We start from the raw sequence: 24,178 nt of genomic DNA, 5'->3' as shown, positions 1-24,178 counted from the left end.
ATCTTATGAATTTAGCTTTTGTAGTTTTTTATGCATTAGACCAAACCATAAAGGGGGAAACAAAGAAAGTAACATCATTCCAGGATATCCAGTTGGCATTTGTGGACTTTCTGGTAATGATTTTAATAATTGGTAATGCTTGCTTCCATTATAATGATGATCGGAATGTCGAGATAAGTTAAACAACATGATTTTACCAATAATGTGATCCGAATTCCATGAGTGTGTTCTCTTTACCTTTTCGTAACGACCATGATCATTTTTATTTCTTAATAAGCCATAATGCTCTATATAGTTTACGGTTTCTAACAGCAGAATTCCGAAAACAGCGGCTCCTAAGAAACACAGCAAGCCAAAAGAGCCAAAGAAATAATAAATTCCTCCCAAAACTATTAGATTGCACAATGTATAAATGATCATTCGATTCTGAATATGGAGCCAAGATCTACCATCCGAAGTTAAACGCCGATATTCCAGTTGCCAGGCTTGCATGTAGCTTGTAAAATGAGAACGAATCCAAAAAACATATAATAGTTCGTTTTTTCTTGCGGTAGCGGCATCCTTGGGTGTGGCTACATTGTAATGATGCCCTCCATTATGATATGGTAAAAAATGCGTGTTTAATGAGGTTAGTAGTAATAATTCTCCTAAAAACTCATCACCTCGATTGTTTCTATGCCCTAATTCATGTCCGACATTAATTCCTATTACACCACACATTAACCCCATGGCGGAAACTCTACCTATAATACCCGATAGTGCTAGCCCAGGTTCTTGAATGACGGTAAAAAAGTATCCAAGAAAAACCAACTGTACAGGAATCATAAGATATAGAATACCTGTATACATTCTATTTTTCTTTTCCCGCTGTTCTTGTTCTTTGGTGAAATTTTCTTTTCGTGGTTTGAAAAGTAATTCAAGAGCAGGCACAAAACCAAAGAAAACGATCAAAGGAATATAGGTCATCCAACCCGTATTGGTAAATGAAACATAAACAGTTATGGGTAGCAATAAAATAGAAAGATATTTAAGGCTTTTCATGAAATCTTTGTTTGCCTCAATATACGAAAAACTAGAGACACGCTTGCCAGATTACATCTTTTGAAGGAGGGGCAGTAATAATAACTTCATCTTTTTTTACTGGGTGTATGAATTGTATTCTTCTTGCATGTAAGTGGATGCTACCATCTTTATTACTTCTGTCAAACCCATATTTTAAATCACCTTTAATTGGGCTTCCTATATAGGATAATTGAGCTCTGATTTGATGATGTCTTCCCGTTTCTAGATCGATTTCCAATAAAGAATAATTATCTAGTTTTTTGACAGTTTTATAGTGTAGGTAAGCTTTTTTGCTTCCTTCCGTTTCTTTTGTGTATACCGTAGATTTATTATTCTTTGGATTCTTCTTTAAGAAGTGGACTAAAGTATTGTTCTCCTTTTTAGGTAGATTCTTGACCACCGCCCAATAGGTTTTTTGAATCTGCTTTTCTCGTAGCATTTTGTTTAACCTTTCCAAAGCTTTGGAAGTTCTGGCAAACATAACAATACCGCTGGTGGGCCTATCTAGCCGATGCACAACACCTAAGAAAACATCTCCTGGTTTCTGATATTTCTCCTTAATGTATTGTTTGACAATATCACTTAAAGGTGTGTCACCAGTTTTATCACCTTGAACAATGTCACCTGCTCTCTTATTGATAATAATAATGTGATTGTCTTCAAATAAAACCTGTAAAGAATCTTTTGTTGACCTCATGGGTTAGTTAAAATTTTCGGCGACATCTTTATTTACCTCTTCAATGAAACTTAAAAATTCATCTCTGCCAAGCCCCGAAGAAGATGAAGTAACAAAAGAGTTGGGTAGTGTTTCCCAGGTGTTCAGTAATTTCTTTTTATAAGAAACAATTTGCTTATTTAATTTAGAGCTTCCTAATTTATCTGCTTTTGTAAAAACAATGCAAAAAGGAATTTGATTTTCACCAAGAAACCGCATGAACTCTAAATCTATTTTTTGAGGATCATGTCTTGAATCTATCAAAACAAAAGTGCAAACTAATTGTTCTCTTTCTTTAAAATAGTTTTCAATAAAATGTTGAAAAATGGTTCTCTTTTTTTTTGAAACTTGAGCGTATCCATATCCAGGTAAATCCACTAAAAACCACGTATCGTTTATTTTAAAATGATTGATCAATTGTGTTTTTCCTGGTTTTCCAGAAATTTTTGCCAAATCCTTACGCTGCATTAGCATGTTGATCAATGAAGATTTACCAACATTTGAACGTCCTATAAAAGCATATTCTGGAATCCTGTCTTTTGGAGCTTTAGTAACATTACTATTGCTCATTATAAATTCTGCAGATTTAATTTTCATGGCTATAAGTTTCTTTTACGAAGCCAATCTTCTAACAAGTTGTTAAACTCCTCTGGAGTTTCCATCATGGCTGCATGGCCGCATTTATCAATCCAATATAGATCAGAATCAGGAAGTAACTTATGGAAATCTTCAGCAACTTCTGGAGGGGTAACATTATCTTGCCTTCCCCAAATCAAGCAAGTTGGTTGATCCATGTTAGGAAGATCATTAGCCATGTTATGACGTATCGCACTTTTGGCAATTGCTAATGTTTTAATAACAGTATTTCGATTATTAACAATTTTATATACTTGATCAATTAATTCCCTAGTAGCAATTTTTGGGTCGTAAAAAACATCTTTTGTTTTTTGCTCAATATACTCGTAATTCCCTCTTTTAGGGTAACTATCTCCCATTGCTTTTTCATACAAGCCAGAGCTACCTGTTAAAACCAAGGCACCTACGTCTTCTGGAAAATGTTTGGTATAATAAAGTCCAATATGACCTCCTAAAGAATTCCCTAAAAGTATCACATCTTTAAGGCCTTTAAAAGCGATAAAATCATGCAGGTATTTTGCGAGATTTTTAACGTTAGTTTTTAGTAAAGGCATTGTGTATAAAGGCAGTTCAGGGATAAGAACTTTGTATCCTTGACCCGAAAAGTGTTCAAAAGTTTTGTCAAAATTACTTAATGCTCCCATCAGCCCGTGCAATACAATTATTGCCCTTCCTTCACCTGCTTCTGCGTATGTAAATTTGCCCTCAGTCTTTACGTTTTCAGTCATTATTTTTTGGTTTGACTTAAAGGCAAATGTAGGCTTTTTTTGTGACAAATACGTTGATTTAGATGATTCCGTTTTTTTGCTCTTTTTGAGTGAATTTTTGCTTTAAAATTAAACTATTATTAAATTTTATTAACAATGTGGTAAAATGTGGGAAAAAGTGGTATAAATTTTCTACATTTGAATTTATTACAAAATCAAAGCCTTGATACACCTAACGGGAACATATGAATGTAAAGCAGATGCCAAAGGAAGGTTAATGCTGTCTGCTGCCTTGAAAAAGCAGTTGTCTCCTGTTCTGCAAGAAGGTTTTGTTATAAAGAGAAGTGTTTTTCAGCCTTGTTTAGAGGTGTACCCAATGAAAGAATGGAATGCGATGATGGAGAAGGTAAATGGGTTGAACAGATTTGTTAAGAAAAACAATGATTTCATTAGAAGGTTTACTGCAGGAGTGAAGATTGTAGAGTTGGATACTACGGGTAGACTTTTGGTGCCAAAAAACTTGTGCGAGTTTGCAGGAATTAGCAAGAAGATAGTGTTGTCGTCTGCAATAAATATCATCGAAATTTGGGATAAAGATAAATATGAGAAGGCGATTGATGATGCAGCTTCTGATTTTGCTTCACTAGCGGAAGAGGTAATGGGAAATACAGATGTCAATGAGTTATCATAGCCCTGTATTGCTGCATGAAAGCATAGACGCTTTAGATATAAAAGAAGATGGAGTGTATGTTGATGTCACTTTTGGAGGCGGAGGACACTCGAGAGAAATATTAAGTCGACTTGGAGTGTCAGGTAAGTTGTTTGCATTTGATCAGGATCCTGACGCTTTTGAGAATAGTATTGATGATGAGCGATTCACATTGATCCAGGAAAACTTCCGATACATTACAAGGTATTTGAAATTTCACGGAGTGAAAAAAGTAGATGGGATATTAGCCGATTTAGGTGTTTCTTCCCATCAGTTTGATGAAGCTGAAAGAGGTTTTTCTACGCGATTTGATGCGGATCTTGATATGAGGATGAATCAGAAGGCGACAATTTCGGCAAAGGAGGTGGTTAACGAATACCCAGAGGAAAAGTTAGCCGATGTACTGTTTTTGTATGGAGAGTTAAGAAACTCACGAAGCCTAGCTAAAACAATAGTCGAAGAGAGGGCGCATCAGAAAATTGAAACAAGTTTTCAGTTAAAGCAAGTGTTAAAAAGGTTTTTGCCGGCGGCAAAAGAGCATAAGATTTTAGCGCAAATATTTCAAGCCATTAGGATTGAGGTAAATGAAGAATTAGAAGTATTGAAAGAATTCTTGAAGCAGCTTCCAGGGTTGTTAAAAGAAGACGGAAGAATAAGTGTGATCTCCTATCATTCTTTAGAAGATAGATTGGTAAAGAGGTTTATTAGAACAGGATTATTTAGCGGCGAGCCCGAAAAAGATTTTTTTGGTAATACAAACGAACCATTAAAGAAAGTAGGAAAGTTAATTGTACCTACCCCCCAGGAAATTAACGTCAACAACCGGGCTCGCAGCGCTAAATTGAGAATTGCAACTTTAAAATAAAGTGTCAAAAGTTAAAAAGAACATATACGATATTCTAAGAGGAAGTTTCCTTACAGATGAGTCGGCCTTCAAAAATTGGAGGGTGATCATTTTTGTTGTAGTGCTGTTACTAATTATGATCTCTAGTGCTCACAATGCAGATAAAAAAGTGGTGAAGATATCAGAGTTAAATAAGAAAAGGATAGAGCTGAGAGAAAAATATATAGCATCCGAGACGCTTCTGATGCGAATGAAAATGGAATCGAGCGTCAGACAAAAAGCCAAAGACATAGGACTATTTCCTACAGATACACCCCCCACAAAAATAAAAGTAACACAAAAAAAAGACTAATACCTTGAAAACGTTTAAAGACAGCATACTCACAAAATTCTACATTGTAGCTGCTTTTATGACGCTTTTTTTATGTGTAATCGTTTTTCAAGTGGTGAGTATCCAATATTCTGAAGGCGATAAATACCAAAAGCTATCCACAGAAATTACAAGAAGACAAGACACTATTTATGCTAATAAAGGAAATGTGTATTCGTCCGATGGAAAGCTATTAGCGACTTCAATTTCAAAGTACACGATTCGCATGGATGTTATGGCGGTAAAAGGAAACATCTTTGAGAAAAATGTTAAAGCTTTGGCTAGTTCATTGTCAGGTATGCTAGGAAGGTCAAAAGGGTACTATGAACAAAAATTAAGAAGTGCTAGAAAGAAAAAGAACAGATATCTGCTAATTGCTAGAAATGTAGGGTATAATGAATATCTGAAAATGAAAACCTTTCCAATATTTAAACTCGGAGTATATAAAGGAGGTTTCATCGGAGAGCATAAAACAGTTAGAGAGCATCCAATAGGAAAGATTGCAGAACGAACCATTGGTTACCATGACTACAGAGGAGAAGCAGGTATAGAAGGTGCTTTCGCTGATGAAATGATCGGTGTAAACGGATTGCGTTGGAAACAAAAAATAGCAAAAGGGCAATGGAAGCCAATTAATGATGTGAATGAAAAGGAGCCTATTGATGGCTCTGATGTTATTACCACAATCGATGTTAATATTCAGGATATTACGCATCACGCCTTGCTAAGACAGTTAGAGTATTTTGAAGCAGATCATGGATGTGCTGTAGTGATGGAAACCGCCACTGGAGAGATTAAAGCGATCTCAAATTTAGGGAGAACGTCTAAAGGGAAGTATTTCGAAAAAAGAAATTACGCCATATGGGAATCTCATGAGCCTGGTTCAACATTTAAGTTAGCAAGTTTAATGGCGGCCTTGGATGATAAGATGATCGATACATCTACAGTGGTAGATACTGAGAAAGGGAGAATATATATTCATGGAGATAAGGTGGAGGATTCGCAAAGAGGAGGATATGGAGTTATCTCAGCCGGTAGAGTTTTTGAAGTGTCCTCGAACGTTGGTATTGTAAAGCTAATTCGAAAGCATTATGACCACCAACCTGAAAAATTCATTCAAAAGCTAGAACAGTTTAAGCTGACCAATAAACTTGGTGTTCCAATTAAAGGAGAAGGAAGACCTTATATCCGTACTCCAAAGGATAAAAAGAACTGGTATAAAACATCTTTAGAGTGGATGGCTTGGGGTTATGGAATTTCATTAACACCGTTACAAACATTGACTTTTTATAACGCCGTAGCCAATGATGGCGTTATGGTAAAACCAAAATTTATAAAAGAATTAAGGTATCAAAATAAGACCACACGTGTTTTTGATACGGAAATAATAAGTGCTCAAATCGCTTCTCCAAACACGATTAAAAAGGTGAAAAAGGTAATGGAGAATGTGGTGCTAAAAGGAACTGCGGATAATATCTATTCTCCTAATTTCTCTATGGCAGGAAAAACAGGGACGGCGAAAAAGTATGTTTCTGCATATACCGATGAAAATGGAAAGAGAGTGTCAGGAGGGTATTCTAATAAAAGATATGTGGCTTCTTTTGCTGGCTTTTTTCCAGCGGAAAGACCTAAGTATTCATGCATTGTGGTTATTCACGATCCTAAAAAGGAGAAAGGGTATTACGGTGCTACTGTGGCAGCTCCTGTTTTTAAAGAGATTGCACAAAAGATATATACCAATACCCCTGTAAATGATAAAGTAGATCTGAATAGTAAAAAGTTTGAAAGTATTCAAAATCTATATGCAGCTTATGATGAAAAGGCGCAAAAGGAATTTATAAAAATGCCAAACGTAAAAGGGATGCCCGCTATGGATGCCATCTCATTATTGGAAAATATTGGATTGAAAGTTAAAGTCTCCGGTGTTGGTAGAGTGAAATCTCAATCCATCAAAAAAGGAGAGAAGTTAGTAAAAGGTAAAACGATCACTTTAAAGCTATCATAGATTGAAGTTGTTAAAAGACATATTGTATAGGGTTTCAGTGAACGGGGTATTTGGAGACACGAATATTCCTGTTTCAGGAATTGCTTTCGACTCTAGAAAGGTGGAGAAAGGGATGGTTTTTGTCGCACAACGAGGTTTTATAGTTGATGGGCATGATTATATCGACGTCGCTCTAAAGTCTGGAGCTACCGTTATACTTTGTGAAGATATGCCTGTTAGTCGTAAGGAAAACATTACATATGTTCAGGTGGAAAATGCGAATACTGCATTGGCAATCGTTTCTTCAAACTTTTATGATAACCCATCATCGAAACTTCAGCTTATTGGTGTGACTGGTACTAATGGTAAAACAACCATTGCTTCTTTGTTATATCAACTATTTAAAAAAGCGGATAAAAAAGTAGGTTTATTGTCTACTGTTAAGATAATGATCGATACTATTGAATATCCAGCGACACATACTACTCCGGACTCATTGGCGATAAATAAATATATCAATGAAATGGTTGCTTCTGGAGTTGAGTATTGTTTTATGGAAGTCAGTTCTCATGGAATTCATCAAAAAAGGACAGAAGGATTGGATTTTGTCGGAGGTGTTTTTACAAACCTGTCCCATGATCATTTGGACTACCACAAAACATTTGCAGAGTATAGAGATGTAAAGAAGGTGTTTTTTGATTCACTACCTAAAAAAGCGTTTGCATTAACTAATGCTGATGACAAGAACGGAAACATAATGCTTCAAAACACACGAGCGAAGAAGAGATCTTATGCGTTAAAAACGTACGCAGATTACAAGGCAAAGGTGATAGAGAAGAGATTGGCGGGAACCTTAATTAATTATAACGGAATTGAGGTTTGGACGAAGCTAATAGGAGTGTTTAATATCTATAATTTGCTAGCTATTATTTCTGTTGCCGATCTATTGGGATTAGAAAAGTTAGAAGTATTAAGAATTGTAAGTGAGCTAGAGAGTGTTTCTGGAAGATTTGAATATGTCGTTTCTGATGAAAATGTTACCGGTATTGTGGATTATGCACATACTCCGGACGCCTTGAAAAATGTTATACAAACGATCAATGATATAAGAACTGGGAATGAAAAGTTAATCACTGTTGTCGGTTGTGGAGGTGATAGAGATACTTCCAAAAGGCCAAAAATGGCACACATTGCTTCTCAGCTTAGCAACCAGGCAATTTTCACTTCGGATAATCCGAGATCAGAAGACCCACAACACATCTTAGATCAAATGGAAGAAGGTGTAGCTTCTGAAAATTACAAGAAAACCTTAACGGTGTTAGATAGAAAGCAGGCAATTAAGACAGCTTGCAGATTATCAGAACCAGGCGATATAGTGCTTATAGCTGGCAAAGGTCATGAAACGTATCAGGAAATTAATGGGGTGAGAAATCACTTTTCAGATTTAGAAGAAATAGAAAACTGTTTTAAACAATTAAAAGATTCATAAATGCTGTATTATTTATTTGAATATTTAGAAAGTCAATTTCATTTTCCGGGAGCAGGATTGTTTCAATACATTACATTTCGGGCAGCACTAGCATTTATTGTATCCTTGCTTTTCTCATCTATTTATGGGAAGAGAATTATCAATTACTTAAGAAGAAAGCAAGTAGGTGAAACTGTTAGAGATCTTGGCTTGGAAGGACAAAGTCAAAAGGCAGGGACTCCTACTATGGGAGGAATCATCATCATTTTAGCCACGTTGATTCCTGTGCTATTGCTATGTAGATTAGATAATATCTACGTGGTAATATTACTTATTACCACGGTTTGGATGGGATTGATCGGTTTTGTAGACGATTACATCAAGATCTTTAAAAAAGATAAAGGCGGACTAAAAGGGAAGTTTAAAGTGCTTGGTCAGGTAGGTTTAGGTTTGATCGTTGGTTCAATGCTTTATTTTAATGATGGTGTAACCATTAAAGAACAACTTCCTGCAGATCAGCAAGTAATAAAAGCAAATGGTAAAAGAGTATTGTTTGGAGATGCTCATAAATCAACCAAAACAACCGTTCCATTTTTAAAGGACAATGAGCTAGATTATGCAAAAGCATTGAGTTTTCTTGGGGATGGTTATGAAAAATACGGATGGATCGTTTTCATTTTTATAGTGATTTTTATTGTAACAGGAATTTCTAATGGCGCCAATCTCACCGATGGGATTGATGGGCTAGCTGCGGGCTCTTCGGCGATAATTGTGATTTCCTTAGCCGTCTTTGCATGGATTTCTGGAAATATCATTTTTGCCGATTATTTGGATGTTATGTACATTCCAAACTCAGGTGAAATGACCGTGTTTATCCTGGCTTTTGCAGGAGCTTTGATTGGGTTTTTGTGGTACAATACCTACCCCGCGCAAGTGTTTATGGGAGATACAGGAAGTCTTACTATAGGAGGTATTATAGCAGTAATTGCTGTTGCTATTAGAAAAGAATTGCTACTTCCAGTTTTGGCTGGAATATTCATTATAGAAAATCTATCAGTGATACTACAGGTATCCTATTTCAAATACACCAAAAAGAAATTTGGTGCAGGAAGACGCATCTTTAAAATGTCGCCAATCCATCATCATTATCAAAAATCTGGATACCATGAAAGCAAAATTGTTGTTCGATTTTGGATTGTTGGGATTTTATTGGCAGTGTTTTCCATCGTAACCTTAAAACTTCGATAAGTAGTGAAAAGGTTGGTGATTTTAGGCGGAGGAGAAAGTGGTATTGGTACTGCGATTTTAGGAAAAAAACAAGGGTACGAAGTGTTTGTTTCCGATAAAGGAAAAATAGCAGATTCGTACAAAGAAGTTCTTTTACATAATAAAATTGATTTTGAAGAGAATCAACATACAGAGGGGCAAATTCTGAATGCAGATGTGGTAATGAAAAGCCCTGGTATCCCGGAAAAAGTTGCTATGGTGAAGGCATTGTTTTCTAAACAAATCCCGGTGATATCAGAGATTGAATTTGCAGCAAGATATACTGTCGCAACGTTGATCGGGATAACAGGATCTAATGGTAAAACTACGACAACTATGCTATCGCATCACGTGCTAAAAGAAGCAGGATTAGATGTAGGAATGGCAGGTAATATCGGAGATAGTTTTGCACTGCAAGTTGCTCAAAAGACATATAAGAATTATGTGTTAGAACTCAGTAGTTTTCAGTTAGATGGGATTAAGGATTTTAAACCCACTATTGCGATCATTACAAATATTACCCCAGATCATTTAGATCGATATGAATATGATTTTGAAAAATATGTTGCTTCAAAATTCAGAATCACAAAAAATCAGACAAAAGATGACTTTTTGATTTATGATGCAGATGATGCTGCCATAGATCATTGGTTAAAAGAGAATCATACAAATGCACAACTAGTGCCTTTTTCTATTGAGAAAGAATTGAGTTACGGCGCATTTTTAAAAAATAATGACATAATAATAAAATTAAATACAGCGGAATTTACAATGAGTATTTCTAGATTAACATTACAAGGAAAGCATAATACCAAGAACACCATGGCGTCAACATTAGCAGCGAAACTGTTAAAGGTTAGAAATAGCGATCTTAAAGAGAGCTTGTCCAATTTTGAAGGCGCAGAACATCGATTAGAGAATGTGCAAAAGGTGAATGGTGTGCAGTTTATAAACGATTCAAAAGCGACGAATGTAAACGCTACTTTTTATGCACTTGAGTGTATGGATAGACCTACCGTTTGGATCGTTGGAGGTGTCGATAAAGGAAATGATTATAATGACCTCTTACCGTTAGTAAGAGAAAAAGTAAAAGCAATTGTTTGTTTAGGTTTGGAGAACGAAAAGATTATTCAATCATTTAGCAATGTAGTCGAGAATATCATTCAAACAGCTGGCGCTGAAGAAGCGGCAAAAGTTGCGTATAAATTGGCACATAAAGGAGATGTAGTATTGTTATCTCCAGCATGTGCAAGCTTTGATTTATTCGAAAACTATGAAGATAGAGGTCGTCAATTTAAAAATGCAGTAAGAAGCCTGTGAAAAGTATTCTGAGACATATAAAGGGAGATAGAACTATCTGGGCTATTGTTGCAATACTAGCCGTGTTCTCTTTTATGCCAGTATATAGTGCGAGTACTAATCTTGTCTATGTAGTGGGACAAGGTTCGACTATGGGATATTTAATAAAGCATATGGTACTGTTGATCATGGGCTTTGCCATTATTTATTTTGTACACCGAATTCCTTATCGATATTTTAGCGGAGGGTCGGTTATTATGTTGCCTATTGTTTTTGTCTTGCTGATATATACACTATCACAAGGAACCACTATTGGAGGTGCTAACGCAAGTAGATGGATTCGAATCCCTTTTATTGGAATAGGCTTCCAAACTTCAACCTTAGCGGGATTAGTATTAATGATCTATGTAGCGAGATACCTCGCCAAAAATAAAGAAAAGACGATCCTGTTTAAAGAAAGTCTATGGCAGTTATGGTTACCAGTTGCACTTATTTTAATATTGATTTTACCAGCCAATTTTTCTACTACGGCGATTATTTTCTTTATGATCATCGTGTTGTCATTTATTGGAGGGTATCCTTTAAAATATATCGGATATATATTAGGGGCAGGAGTTGTAGCGTTAACACTATTTATTTTAGTGGCAAAAGCATTTCCAGATGCCATGCCAAATAGAGTACAAACATGGCAAAGTAGAATTGAAAACTTCTCTAAAGCTGATGGCGCAGAAAATTACCAAGTAGAGAAAGCAAAAACAGCAATTGCCACAGGAGGAGTCATTGGCAAGGGCCCTGGAAAAAGTGTTCAGAAGAACTTCTTGCCGCAATCTTCATCCGATTTTATTTATGCGATTATTGTAGAAGAATATGGGCTTCTCGGAGCATTACTGATCGTTTTTGTATACTTCTTATTGCTATTTAGAATATTTATTACCGTTCGAAAATCCAATACTATTTTTGGGTCTTTATTGGTTATCGGAGTTGGTTTGCCAATTATTTTTCAGGCATGTATAAACATGGCTGTGGCATCAAATATATTACCCGTAACGGGGCAGACATTACCACTTATTAGTAGTGGAGGGACATCAATTTGGATGACATGTATTGCTTTAGGTATGATCTTAAGCGTAAGTGCTTCCAAGAATGAAACTGAGGAATCTATTTTAGATGATAACCCATTAGATATTTTACATGAGGCAATCGATTAAAATACTTATTAGCGGAGGAGGAACTGGAGGTCATATCTATCCCGCAATTGCTATTGCGAATGAGATACAATTTCGATATCCAGATGCTCAATTCCTATTTGTAGGAGCGAAAGACAAAATGGAGATGGAAAAAATCCCTGAGGCTGGATATGAGATAAAAGGGCTTTGGATCTCTGGAATACAACGGAAGCTTACATTGAAAAATGTACTGTTCCCAATAAAATTGATTCACAGCCTTGTGAAGGCTAATAGTATAATAAATAAGTTTAAACCAGATATCGTTATCGGTACTGGGGGTTTTGCAAGTGGACCTACTTTGATGCGTGCAAATAGTAAAGGGATTCCCACATTGATACAAGAACAGAATTCATATCCGGGTATCACAAATAAATATCTAAGCAAAAAAGCAGAAAAAATATGTGTGGCCTATGATGGGTTAGAACGATTTTTTCCAGCGGAAAAAATCGTCAAAACAGGAAATCCTGTAAGACAAGATCTTCTAAAAGTATACAAGAAAAAGAAAATAAAAGAAGCTAATGATTTCTTTGATGTAAAAAAGAAAAAGACAACGGTATTAGTACTAGGAGGTAGCTTAGGTGCGCGAAGAATAAATCAACTTATAGAAGAAAACCTACCCCTTTTTAAAGAGCAAAAAATACAGTTGATATGGCAATGTGGGAAGTTGTATTTTGAAGAGTATAAGAAGCACAACGAGGTAAAGAATGTGCAGGTGCACCAGTTCTTAAATCGTATGGATTTGGCATATGCCGCTGCGGATATTATAATCTCCAGAGCAGGTGCAAGTTCGGTATCGGAATTATGTATAGTAGGAAAGCCTACCATATTTATTCCATCTCCTAATGTCGCAGAGGATCATCAAACAAAAAATGCACGATCTATTTCAGATAAGCATGCGGCAATTTTGTTAAAACAGAACGAATTGGATACATTTCCTCTTGTTTTTGAAACCTTGTTGAAAGATGAAGGAAAGCAAGAAAGCTTGAGTTTAAATATTAAAGAATTGGCATTGCCAGGAGCAACAGATAGTATTGTTAATGAGATTGAAAAATTATTGTAATTGGATTTAAAGAGTATACATAACATCTATTTTATTGGTATCGGAGGAATCGGTATGAGTTCTTTGGCGAGATACTTTGCTGTTCATGGTAAAAATGTAGCTGGATATGATAAAACAGCTTCTGATATTACTAAAGATTTAGAATCTTTGGGCATAGCAATACATTTTAATGATGCCGTTGATAATATTCCTGAATTGTTTTTAGAAAAAGCAAAAACCTTAGTGGTGTATACACCTGCAATTCCAGATACCCATACTGAATATACATATTTTGTGAGCCATGGATTTTCAGTATTGAAACGAGCGGAAATACTAGGAAAAATAACCGAAAACACCTTTTGTCTTGCTGTTGCCGGAACGCATGGAAAAACAACTACGTCCTCTATTTTAGGACACATTATGCATGCAGAAAAAGCAACTTCTTTTTTAGGCGGGATTACCGAGAATTATAATTCGAATTTGATCTTGGGAGAAGACAAGATATCCGTAGTGGAAGCAGATGAATTTGACAGGTCATTTTTACAATTGTCTCCTGATATTGCTTGTGTTACTTCTATGGATGCAGATCATTTGGATATTTATGAAGAGCATAATGCACTGAAAGAATCCTTTAAGGCGTTTGCCGAAAAAGTATCAAAACAACTGGTGATTGCCAAAGGATTGGATCTTGATGGGCTTACGTATGCAATTGAAGAAAAAGCAGATTATGAAGCCTTAAATGTGAAAGTTAATAAAGGAATATATCAATTTGACATAAAAACACCTGCAAACAGTATCAAGGATGTTTTATTTCAATTACCTGGAAGACATAACATAATGAATGCTTTAGCGGCTGCCGCTATGGCAGATATACATGGGATACCACCCCATACCATCAAAGAAAGATTAGAAACGTTTAGAGGAGTGCAAAGAAGATTTTCTTATAAAATTAAAACAGACGATTTAGTTTTAATTGATGATTATGCGCATCATCCAACAGAAATAGCAGCAGTAGAAAATTCTGTGAGAGAGATGTACCCGAACGAAAAAGTATTGGTAGTTTTTCAGCCTCATTTATTCAGTAGAACTCGAGATTTTATTGATGATTTTGCATCTAGTTTGTCTTCCTTCGATGAATTACTATTGCTCGATATTTATCCGGCAAGAGAATTACCAATAGAAGGCGTAACGTCAAATTGGCTTTTAAGTAAGGTGCAATTGCAGAAGAAACAGCTTGTTGCTAAAGAAAACCTTGTTGATACAATTGCGAGATCTGATGTAAGAATAATTGTGATACTTGGTGCAGGAGATATCGGAGTATTAGTCGATAATGTATGCAATGAACTTTTAAAAAGACAAGGCCATGAAATTTAAAAGGTTACTAAAATATATAGTATCTCTTGCTTTGTTAGTTTCAATAGGGCTATTATTTGGTTTTACCAACCAAAGAAATCAAACAAAAAAAGTGAAAGAAGTTGATGTTTCTTTCATGGAAGGAGAGCAGAATTTTTTGACGCATTCTATGGTTAATAAATTGTTAATACAAAACCAAGACCATGTTAAAAACCAAGCGAAATCTATAATAGATTTATACCAATTAGAAAAAACGGTTTTAGCAAATCCTTTTATAGAGCAAGCATCTGTGTTTTTATCCGTACAGAATGTTTTAAATGTGCGTGTAAAACAACGTGAGGCTATTGCAAGAGTATTGCAATCTGATCAGGTCTATTATATTGATAAGCAGGGAGTAAAGTTTCCTATTTCTGATAATTATTCGGCAAGAGTTCCGATAATTTCTGGAATAAAATCTGAAGTGGAATTGAAGGAAATTGAGCAGTTTTTAGAAGAGATCAATAAAGATGATTTTTTAAAAAGTGAAGTTGTAGGAATACACAAAACGAGCAAAAAAGAATTCGAAATTTACGTTCGGAGCGGAAATTATGTTATTCAGTTCGGAAAATGTGAACAATTGAAACAAAAGTTTTTCAATTTAAAGGCGTTCTATAGTAAAGTGTTTTTAGAAGAAAAAATGAAAACATATAAAACCATAAATCTAAAGTATCACAACCAAGTTGTGTGCTCAAAATAAAATCAAAATGGAAGACAATAAAATAGCAGTTGGTTTAGATATTGGAACTACCAAGATTGTTGCCATGATTGGTAGAAAGAATGAATACGGTAAACTAGAAGTTTTAGGAATTGGGAAAGCTAAGAGTTTAGGTGTAAAGAGAGGAGTTGTTAGTAATATTACACAAACAATTCAGTCCATACAGCAAGCTGTTGAAGAATCTGAAAGTGTTTCGGGCCATAAAATATCTAATGTTGTAGTTGGGATTGCTGGACAGCATATTAGAAGCCTGCACCATAGTGATTATATCACACGTGCAAATGCCGATGAGGTAATTGATGAAAATGATATTGACAATCTTGTAAATCAAGTACATAAGTTAGTGATGTTGCCAGGGGAAGAAATTATCCATGTTTTGCCACAAGAATTCAAGGTGGATAGTCAGGCAGACATTAAAGAGCCTATCGGGATGTATGGAGGTCGACTAGAAGCAAACTTTCATGTGGTTGTAGGACAGGTTTCTTCGATTAGAAATATTGGTCGTTGTGTTAAAAGCGCTGGTTTAGATCTTTCAGATATTACATTAGAGCCGTTAGCATCTGCATCGGCAGTTTTGAGTCAGGAAGAGAAAGAAGCTGGTGTAGCATTGATTGATATAGGTGGAGGTACAACGGATCTAGCCATTTTTAAAGATGGTATTATTAGACATACAGCGGTTATTCCTTTTGGTGGTAATGTGATTACGGAAGATATTAAAGAAGGTTGTTCTATTATTGAAAAACAAGCAGAGTTGTTGAAAATCAAATTTGGATCAGCTTGGCCAGGAGAAAATAAAGAAACTGAAATTGTTTCTATCCCTGGATTGAGAGGCAGAGAGCCGAAAGAGATTACATTAAAGAACCTTTCAAAAATCATTCATGCGAGAGTGCAGGAAATTGTTGAACATGTCTATTTAGAAATTAAGAACTATGGACATGAGACAGCAAAAGGGAAGTTGATTGCTGGTATTGTATTAACTGGAGGGGGTTCTCAGTTAAAACATTTACGGCAATTGGTTGAATATATTACAGGGATGGATGCACGTATCGGGTATCCCAACGAACATTTAGCCGGAAATTCGGATGAAGCATTATCCAGCCCTTCTTATGCTACAGCCGTTGGGTTGTTAATGGAAGGACTAGATAGAAGTGATAAAGAAGAGGATGCTGAACCAGAAGAAGAGATTACAGAAGAAGTAATTGAAGAGAAGGGTGCAGCGGCAGAAGAGAAACCAAAAGTGAAAAAGAAATCGTTCTTTGAAAAGTTTACGGACGGACTCAAAGATTTTTTAGATAACGCAGAATAAAGAACAAACAAAGAAAATTATAAAAATATAAACGTTATTATGAGCGCAGAATTTGATAACATTTTATTTGACATGCCAAAATCACAGTCTAACACCATCAAAGTTATAGGTGTTGGAGGTGGCGGTAGCAATGCCGTAAATCACATGTTCCAACAAAACATTAGAGGAGTAGATTTTGTGATCTGTAATACAGATGCACAAGCCCTGGAGAACAGCCCTATTCCCAATAAAATCCAATTAGGAGCCAACTTAACATCGGGTCTTGGTGCGGGAGCAAATCCTGAAGTAGGAGAACAGGCAGCCAAAGAAAGCATTATAGAGATACAGCAGATGTTAAACACGCAAACGAAAATGGTGTTTATTACAGCTGGGATGGGAGGTGGTACCGGAACTGGAGCTGCTCCAATTATAGCAAAGATTGCTAAGGATATGGATATCTTAACCGTGGGTATTGTTACCATGCCTTTTCAGTTTGAAGGGAGAATGCGCTCAAAACAAGCTCAGTTAGGAATCGATGCCTTACGCTCAAATGTTGATTCGTTGATTGTGATTAACAATAATAAGTTACGCGAAGTATATGGTAATTTAGGCTTTAAAGCAGGTTTTTCGAAAGCTGATGAAGTATTGTCTACAGCTGCTCGCGGGATTGCAGAAGTTATTACACATCACTATAAACAAAACATTGATTTACATGATGCAAAGACCGTATTATCTAATAGTGGAACCGCTATTATGGGATCGGCTAAAGAGTCAGGTGTTAGCAGAGCAAAAAGTGCCATTGTGAAAGCATTAGATTCGCCATTATTGAATGATAATAAGATTTCGGGTGCAAAAAATGTGCTGTTGTTAATCGTATCAGGAAGTAATGAGGTAACCTTGGATGAAATTGGAGAGATCAATGATTATATTCAAACAGAAGCGGGGTACGATGCTAATATAATTATGGGTATTGGGGAAGATGAAGCACTAGAAGATGCGATTTCCGTGACGGTAGTAGCAACAGGGTTTGCTGCAGATCAACAAAGTAATATTACGAATACGGAGGCAAAGAAAATTGTTCATACATTGGAGGACGATCAAAAAGCGACCTATGATTTTTCGGATAGTACAGTTGTAAAAACATCTAGTTTGGATGAACCACTTTCTCAAAGTTCGCCAAAGAAAATTATACATGTTTTAGAAGAAGATGATGATGAAGTGGAAGATGAGCAAATGGACTTAATATCGACCTCAGAATTAATTGCTAATATGGACGTGGTTTATGAAGAAATTGAGATTGAATCTATTTCTGAAGACGACTTCATTATTACCAATACGACTCCCGTTGAAGAGCAAGAGGAAGAGGTTGTTGAAGAAGAAGTTCAGACAGACCTGTTATTCGATTTGCCTTTAAATGAGTATGAAGAAGTAAAACCTACTGAAGAGGTTCGTTTTGAATTGACTGAGGATATCTTGAATATGGAAGTTAAAGATCCTGTTGAGATCGTAGCGGAGGAAAAAAGATATGTGCTCGAAGATTTTGATGTAGCTCCTACTATTGGAAAAAGTTCTACAATTACTGAAGATACTGAAGTAACTCTTGAAGAGGAGGAGTTGCAGTTTGAATTAAAAACAACAAAACCTCAAGCTGAAATTAATGAAATGGAGACAGAAAGTGAAGAAGTATCTCCGTTGAGCTTAACGATTTCTGAATTACAAGATAGAGCTGAAGAGCGTCGTAAAAAGATGAAAGGATTCAATTACAAGTTTACAGATCAAATGAGCAAGAACATAGATGAGATAGAACGCCAACCAGCTTATAAGAGATTGGGCGTTGATCTGGATGAAACCGACACAGCAATCAGTAAGTCAAAAACAACGTTAAGTACAGAGGATGACGATATTCAATTAAAGTCTAATAATTCTTTTTTACACGATAATGTAGATTAAGCGATCACCAAAAGTGAAATACATAAAAGAACCGAGTAAAGTGAATTCACTTTCTCGGTTCTTTTTGGTTTAAATATTTAAAAACCTTATTCTTTTTCAAATACATTTTCAACTGGAACGTTTATCTTGAAAAATTGAGCCATCTATGAGTAATGGCTCATAAAATTCATTCAAACAATTAATTGAATTTTTTTTTACTTTTAACAAACATTTAATATTACTAGTCAAATATCTAACTCTTTTTCTACTACTAAAAAAAAATGTCCTAAATAGCATAAAATATGGAACGAATGTATAAATAATCGCGATGTAACTCATATTTTATAAGCTAACCCCATAGAAAAGCGGTTATGAGAAACAAAGTTGTTATCCATTGAAGCTTTGTATGTATTTCTGAGAATTATTCCATAATTAGAATCTCTAAACCAAAAGATAAAACCTCCAGAAAAGTTTAAAGAGAAACTACTACTACCATTGAGGACCGTATTTGGCGCAGAAATATAGCTTGTTCCGATAGCAAGAGAATAATTGGTAAGACCACTAGACTTAAATCTATAACCACCGTATAGGTCTATTGAGAAATAATTTAAAGGGTTATCCCATAAAAATGTACTTCTAAGCGTACTAAAGGTGGTTCCGGCCGATACAAACAAATGGTTGTCAAACAATCTTGTGGCTTCCAGACTTAATCCCACGTTAACATTATCTCCCGTATTAAGTGTTGAATTGTTATACAATTTGGTGGCTCCCAGTGTCGCACTAACGTCCCATTTACTGTCTTTACTAATTTCTTGTGAAGTTCCAAGATATCCAATCAACAGAAATCCAATTAACATTAAAATTTTTTTGTTCATAATACTTTTTTGTTTATTAATAATATTCTTTAGTTTTTACTATTTCAGAATCACTGTGGTCTCATGTATTAATTAGCCTAAGTAAGTATTGACTTACCAATTATTAATTTAAATTATATGAGGAGTGAAATTATTTGAAACAGAACAAAATTTTGAAAGAATAACTTATATTTTGACCGAAGTACCATAGAATATCCCTCTTGAACAAAAAAATGTCGTCAATCCATGTTTTTTAGGAACTAAGACACGATATTTTGGCATGTTTAAAAGGGAAGAAAGAACTATAACATCAGTGAATTGTACTTTTTTTGTAACAATTTATTTCGTTGGACGTCTGAATAGTATATTAACCAAAACAATTATATCATGAAATCATCAGCACATCCACGAGTCATTGAGAGAGGAATTTTAACATCTGCTTATAAAAGAGAAATAAGACGAAACGCCTTAGAGACTAGAAGAGAATCTTTATCTAAGATTAAGCGTACCTTTCAAAATCAACACGAAAAATTTCAAAGTAAAGCCGCAGCAGTTTTACAGGTAGCATTCTTCGCTTTAGCAATCGTGTTCTTTTTACTATAAACCCACTTTTTAGTCAAGTACTATTTTTTTGCGATACACAACACCTTGATTCTTTACAAGAACAAAGTAAATGCCTTTACTTAAGCTATGTGGTAAGGTAATATCCTTTTCTGACTTGTTTTTAAAAGAAGTTTGTGTTACTAGTTTTCCCAATACCGAGTACAAATAAAAACTTGTCAACCCGCTATGCAAACCTTGTATGCGTATTGTTTTTGGAGTAGTTTTATAGATAGAAACTTCTTGGGATAGTACCGGGTTGTCTAGAGATAAGCTTTGCGAAGTGGTATGTATATAAAATCGACCAACACCGTTTTGATCTGAATTAAAAGTCAATGAATATGTATCACTATCAGTATTCAACGCTGTAAACACACCAAGATCTCGATCTTCTAAATAGACATTTACACTTTCTGGTATATTGTTATTTATTGCAGAAAAGGTAATTTCACCTCCAGACCGGGCATGAACACCAATAGGGATTATTGTAGTTGTGATCTCGGAGATCGGAATGCACTGTAGGGCTATAGGAACCTCATTGTTTTGCATGATCAAATGAGAATATAGCTCTAGGTCGGGGTCGATATCACCATACATTCCCGCGTCAAACCCTGGATCTAAACCATTAGTAGCTGTCTCTAAAAATTTTATTTCGGTAGATTTATTGGTCTCCCCATTTGTAATGGAAAGTGTAATACCTGGTATAGTATTGTTGTTTCTGTAAAAAAGGTCACCAGTTTGATGACTTTGCATGGCTTTGGTAATATTAACTGCACCGCCTCCTTGTTTAGATTTTACAAAAAAGCCCTGAACGGGAGCTAAATAACTGGCTGAATTAAGGTGATTGATGATGTCGTATGTGCTTGTCGTTGGATTCCAAAGGTATAGCGCTAAAAAGGAAGGGTCTAGGTTAGAAGTGTTTTCTGTAAGAAAATTATCTGTAGGCGACGCATTGCTATTGATCGCCATAAAAGAAGGGAAAGGGTTGCTTAGCAAGTTCCATCGGTTACCAGACGTAGCCGTACCGTCCGTAATTGGAAACCCAAGAAGGTCAAGGTTTCTTAATGTTCCGAAAAATTGTAAAATACCAGGAGTTATTTTTTGTAGTGTATATCCTTTTCCGACGGTGAAATTTCCAGCCAAATCTATATCGTTGCTCCCCGTATTGTCAGTATAATAGTGCCATCTGTTAGTGCTGAACCCATTTTCATAAGGAGCCAGAGCATATTTATTGCCACTACTCACCAGTAGTCCATCATTTGTAAAACTGTTAATGTTTTGGCCAGATGCAGGCACACCTACCAAATGCCATTGATCCGTTACGTATCGTTGATAGACTAGGTTGGTGCTATTTTTTGATGTAGTTGTACCTTTAACAATCAAGGAGCTGCTAGAAGTAGCATCAGAACCTACTATTATGACGTTTTCAATATAGCAATCTTCTTCTATGGTGATCGCATTTCCCGGTGAAATGTAGATCGCGTTATTCCCAAGTATGCGCAAATTTTTAATAGTATTCGTTGCTGTATTCACAAAAGGAGCCCGTGTTCCATCCGGAATAGTTGCATTATCCGAAGCAGCAGGGACTGCATTGCCAGACCAGTTGCCGGGTGTGTTCCAATCGTGGCTTACACTTCCTGTCCAATAGAAGGTACCTGAATTTGGAAACCCTTTATGAAAACCCTGACTCAGGGAATTATTTCCAGCCGTAAGTAATGATACTACAAACTCTCCGGCGGTAAAATGTAAGGTGTTTCCTGAAGAACTATTGGTGCCTCCTAGCGAACCAATGACCTGACTCTCTAAACTTTGCCCAACAGTCGTAATAGAGAAAAAACCAAGGAGTATAGGAGTGATAATCGTTAATTTTAGAACTCTTTTCATTGTTAGCATTTATTTTTGTACCTTTTTTTGGATCTCTAGGATCATCGCTTTTAATTGAGCTACTTCCTTTTTCAATTTTTCAATCTCGGCTGTTTTAGCCTCAAACTCACGCGCTGATCTGGAAGAATTAATACCTCCTGTAAGTTTGTCTGCAGTCTTTGCATGAATGGCATACGGAACACTAATTAATTGTGATGTGCCAAAATCTGTATAGCTAGTCCCTCCTGTAATGTCTGCTTCTACTTTTAAGTAATGTGTTTTGGATGACCAGCCTATAGTGTTAAAATCACCACTTACGACCGTTCCGCTTCCGATTTGAAAATGGGTCAGCCCTTTGCCTGTAGTAGTGATACTATGCGTTTCTGAATAGACTGTTGTACCTGAAACAGAGGTTTCCAGAATACTAATTCTAAAGTTTACAGACTGATTCATTACGGGTTCTCCGTTGGTATCTACAATAGAGGTTTGATAATTAAACTTTTGTGGAGTTACGTCTGTTCCACTTCCACTAGAAGCATTCTCTAATGCAGTGATTCTATCTTCTATAGACTTCCATGCCGTACCTGACCAAATATTGAGTGCATTGGTATCGGTATCATAGACCATCATGCCTTTGTCTGTAGTTGAAAGTGTTGCTCCTAAAGCCGTTCTTTGAGCTGTAGTGAGCCTGTTAAGTAGAAAACCTCTGTCTGTATCCGCTAGGTCTATACTGGCCTTTATATTTGGTGTAGCTGTACCCACAGCCACGGTAACTCTGTCTTGGGTCGTAAGCCCGCCCAAAACCATGGTATTGTTCTGAGCTGTTGTAGCCCCGGCACCAATAGCGGAAGAATATTTACCTGTAACGGTCGTTCTGGCTCCTAAAGCGGTAGACAAGGAGTCGGCAGCGGATTCATAACCCACAACGGTGGCATATAGGTCTGTAGAACTGGCTCGCGTACCAATAAGAGTAGCGTAAGCTCCGGAAGGGTTTGCATCGTACCCAATAGCAACGAGGTCCGTTTCACCACTACTTATGTCTACATTAGTACCAATACCAATACTTCTTAGACCAAAGTTATCGGCATCATACCCTATAGAAATACCATCTGTAGCGGCAGAACCATTTGCGCCAATAATGATTGCACGAGAAGAAGAACCAGAACCAGGGTCGTCTAATCTCACATCATACCCAATGGCAATATTATAGAAGTTGGTTGAGGTAACGGTGAAATCTGCTCTTGAGCCTAACATCACATTGTAGCTTCCCAGTCTATTCAAATACCCGGCTGAGTACCCTAAATATGTATTGTCTCTCGCATTGGTAGTATTGTCTTCATTGTCTCTATTGTTGTCCCATCCAGCACTTGCTCCCACAAAGGTATTATAACTGGTAAATTCTGAATGCCTACCAGTTTCTTGTCCTATAAAAGTATTAAGAATTCCCTTTGATATATCTGCACCTGCATTATCTCCTACAAAAGTATTCCTGTTACCAGTAGTAATATCATGGCCAGCCCGATATCCCAGAGTTGTATTGTTATACCCAGAGGTAATATTGTATAGAGCGTTATTACCCACTGCTGTATTAAAAGAACCGGTAGCAGGATTTGTGGTGGCAACAGTATTTGGAGAAACAGGAGCATACCCTCCAGTATCTTCTCCTATATAAACGTTATCACTTCCTGTTGTGTTTCGAACACCGGATTCTTCTCCAATAAAAACATTATCGAATCCAGTTGTATTGTTAAACCCCGACCCTTTGCCCACAAAAGTATTATCATTGGTAGTATTAAAATATCCAGATCGAAATCCTAAAAAAGTATTATCATCCCCGGAGATATTAAAATACCCGGTTTGATAACCCATAAGCGTGTTGTAATGACCACCGCTAGTTATTGAAAACCCGGAAGAATGACCAATGGCAATATTGTAGTCTGAAGAAGTTAGACTAAATAGCGCATTATCACCTAATCCCAGGTTATAATTTCCTCCAGAGCTTAGATTTGCTAAGATACCTCTGTGGGAAGAGGGTGTAGAGAGCGTAACGAAATTACCTGTTTGTGTATAGGCGGTAAAAGACAGGCACATAAATGTGCTTACTACCAAAAGCTTAATTTTCATAATTATGAAGTTTTTTTGAAATAGGGGTGTTGTTATTTTAGGGCAAGGTCAAAAAAAGATCATAAGAATTCAAAAAAGTGTCGCCAAGAGC

21 protein-coding genes are annotated in these 24,178 nt (G+C 36.2%); 14 read left to right on the top strand and 7 right to left on the bottom strand.

Annotated features, from left to right (window positions below; translation table 11 throughout):
• Positions 1-3: 3 nt before the first annotated feature.
• Genes RQM59_RS00225 through RQM59_RS00210 form a run of 4 tightly spaced genes read right to left on the bottom strand, consistent with a single transcriptional unit; the run spans position 4 to position 3,141 of the window.
• Positions 4-1,041: an alkane 1-monooxygenase gene (locus RQM59_RS00225; protein WP_349240044.1), complete on the bottom strand. Its 1,038-nt coding sequence runs from the start codon at positions 1,039-1,041 to the stop codon at positions 4-6.
• Between the two features lie 31 nt (positions 1,042-1,072).
• Positions 1,073-1,759 carry an RluA family pseudouridine synthase gene (locus RQM59_RS00220; protein WP_349240043.1) on the bottom strand — a complete coding sequence of 229 codons (687 nt, stop codon included), beginning with the start codon at positions 1,757-1,759 and terminating at the stop codon, positions 1,073-1,075.
• Positions 1,760-1,762: 3 nt separating this feature from the next.
• Positions 1,763-2,374 carry a ribosome biogenesis GTP-binding protein YihA/YsxC gene (yihA, locus tag RQM59_RS00215; RefSeq protein WP_349240042.1) on the bottom strand — a complete coding sequence of 204 codons (612 nt, stop codon included), beginning with the start codon at positions 2,372-2,374 and terminating at the stop codon, positions 1,763-1,765.
• A gap of 2 nt (positions 2,375-2,376) precedes the next feature.
• The gene (locus RQM59_RS00210) at positions 2,377-3,141 is read right to left on the bottom strand and encodes an alpha/beta fold hydrolase (protein ID WP_349240041.1); all 765 of its coding nucleotides are present in this window, start codon (positions 3,139-3,141) and stop codon (positions 2,377-2,379) included.
• Between the two features lie 202 nt (positions 3,142-3,343).
• Between RQM59_RS00210 and mraZ the strand changes: the two genes are divergently transcribed.
• Genes mraZ through ftsZ form a run of 13 tightly spaced genes read left to right on the top strand, consistent with a single transcriptional unit; the run spans position 3,344 to position 18,667 of the window.
• Positions 3,344-3,811: a division/cell wall cluster transcriptional repressor MraZ gene (gene mraZ / locus RQM59_RS00205; protein ID WP_349240040.1), complete on the top strand. Its 468-nt coding sequence runs from the start codon at positions 3,344-3,346 to the stop codon at positions 3,809-3,811.
• Positions 3,798-4,694, top strand: a complete 897-nt coding sequence (gene rsmH, locus RQM59_RS00200) for a 16S rRNA (cytosine(1402)-N(4))-methyltransferase RsmH (RefSeq protein ID WP_349240039.1) — start codon at positions 3,798-3,800, stop codon at positions 4,692-4,694. The genes mraZ and rsmH overlap by 14 nt, the downstream gene beginning before the upstream one ends.
• A gap of 1 nt (position 4,695) precedes the next feature.
• Positions 4,696-5,025: an FtsL-like putative cell division protein gene (locus RQM59_RS00195; RefSeq protein ID WP_349240038.1), complete on the top strand. Its 330-nt coding sequence runs from the start codon at positions 4,696-4,698 to the stop codon at positions 5,023-5,025.
• Positions 5,026-5,083: 58 nt separating this feature from the next.
• Positions 5,084-7,048, top strand: coding sequence for a penicillin-binding protein (locus tag RQM59_RS00190; RefSeq protein ID WP_349240775.1), 1,965 nt, complete (start codon positions 5,084-5,086; stop codon positions 7,046-7,048).
• Position 7,049: 1 nt separating this feature from the next.
• Positions 7,050-8,516, top strand: coding sequence for a UDP-N-acetylmuramoyl-L-alanyl-D-glutamate--2,6-diaminopimelate ligase (locus RQM59_RS00185; protein WP_349240037.1), 1,467 nt, complete (start codon positions 7,050-7,052; stop codon positions 8,514-8,516).
• Entirely contained in the window at positions 8,517-9,743 is a 1,227-nt protein-coding gene (gene mraY / locus RQM59_RS00180) for a phospho-N-acetylmuramoyl-pentapeptide-transferase (RefSeq protein WP_349240036.1), read from the top strand.
• A gap of 3 nt (positions 9,744-9,746) precedes the next feature.
• On the top strand, positions 9,747-11,081 hold the full coding sequence (gene murD / locus RQM59_RS00175) for a UDP-N-acetylmuramoyl-L-alanine--D-glutamate ligase (RefSeq protein ID WP_349240035.1): 1,335 nt from the start codon (positions 9,747-9,749) through the stop codon (positions 11,079-11,081).
• Positions 11,078-12,268 (top strand): FtsW/RodA/SpoVE family cell cycle protein, encoded by a 1,191-nt coding sequence (locus RQM59_RS00170; protein WP_349240034.1) that lies wholly within the window; start codon positions 11,078-11,080, stop codon positions 12,266-12,268. Before murD ends, RQM59_RS00170 begins: the two co-directional genes overlap by 4 nt.
• On the top strand, positions 12,252-13,346 hold the full coding sequence (gene murG / locus RQM59_RS00165) for an undecaprenyldiphospho-muramoylpentapeptide beta-N-acetylglucosaminyltransferase (protein WP_349240033.1): 1,095 nt from the start codon (positions 12,252-12,254) through the stop codon (positions 13,344-13,346). The genes RQM59_RS00170 and murG overlap by 17 nt, the downstream gene beginning before the upstream one ends.
• Positions 13,347-14,699 (top strand): UDP-N-acetylmuramate--L-alanine ligase, encoded by a 1,353-nt coding sequence (murC, locus tag RQM59_RS00160; RefSeq protein ID WP_349240032.1) that lies wholly within the window; start codon positions 13,347-13,349, stop codon positions 14,697-14,699.
• Positions 14,689-15,414 (top strand): cell division protein FtsQ/DivIB, encoded by a 726-nt coding sequence (locus RQM59_RS00155; RefSeq protein WP_349240031.1) that lies wholly within the window; start codon positions 14,689-14,691, stop codon positions 15,412-15,414. Before murC ends, RQM59_RS00155 begins: the two co-directional genes overlap by 11 nt.
• 7 nt (positions 15,415-15,421) lie before the next feature.
• Entirely contained in the window at positions 15,422-16,738 is a 1,317-nt protein-coding gene (ftsA, locus tag RQM59_RS00150; protein ID WP_349240030.1) for a cell division protein FtsA, read from the top strand.
• Between the two features lie 39 nt (positions 16,739-16,777).
• Positions 16,778-18,667, top strand: coding sequence for a cell division protein FtsZ (gene ftsZ, locus RQM59_RS00145; protein WP_349240029.1), 1,890 nt, complete (start codon positions 16,778-16,780; stop codon positions 18,665-18,667).
• A gap of 314 nt (positions 18,668-18,981) precedes the next feature.
• On the opposite strand, the gene RQM59_RS00140 is transcribed toward ftsZ, so the two are convergent.
• Complete coding sequence (locus tag RQM59_RS00140) at positions 18,982-19,521, bottom strand: hypothetical protein (RefSeq protein WP_349240028.1); 540 nt, start codon at positions 19,519-19,521, stop codon at positions 18,982-18,984.
• Positions 19,522-19,887: 366 nt separating this feature from the next.
• Between RQM59_RS00140 and RQM59_RS00135 the strand changes: the two genes are divergently transcribed.
• Complete coding sequence (locus RQM59_RS00135) at positions 19,888-20,103, top strand: hypothetical protein (protein WP_349240027.1); 216 nt, start codon at positions 19,888-19,890, stop codon at positions 20,101-20,103.
• Between the two features lie 9 nt (positions 20,104-20,112).
• On the opposite strand, the gene RQM59_RS00130 is transcribed toward RQM59_RS00135, so the two are convergent.
• Positions 20,113-21,984, bottom strand: a complete 1,872-nt coding sequence (locus RQM59_RS00130; protein WP_349240026.1) for a T9SS type A sorting domain-containing protein — start codon at positions 21,982-21,984, stop codon at positions 20,113-20,115.
• A 9-nt stretch (positions 21,985-21,993) separates the two neighbouring features.
• On the bottom strand, positions 21,994-24,087 hold the full coding sequence (locus RQM59_RS00125; protein ID WP_349240025.1) for a phage tail-like protein: 2,094 nt from the start codon (positions 24,085-24,087) through the stop codon (positions 21,994-21,996).
• Positions 24,088-24,178 lie beyond the last annotated feature (91 nt).

The sequence above is a fragment of the Asprobacillus argus genome (genome assembly GCF_032248395.1).
In the GTDB taxonomy this organism is placed as follows: domain Bacteria; phylum Bacteroidota; class Bacteroidia; order Flavobacteriales; family Flavobacteriaceae; genus Polaribacter; species Polaribacter argus.
Note: the sequence above shows the minus strand (reverse complement) of the source record. Positions and strands in the feature narration are given on the sequence as shown.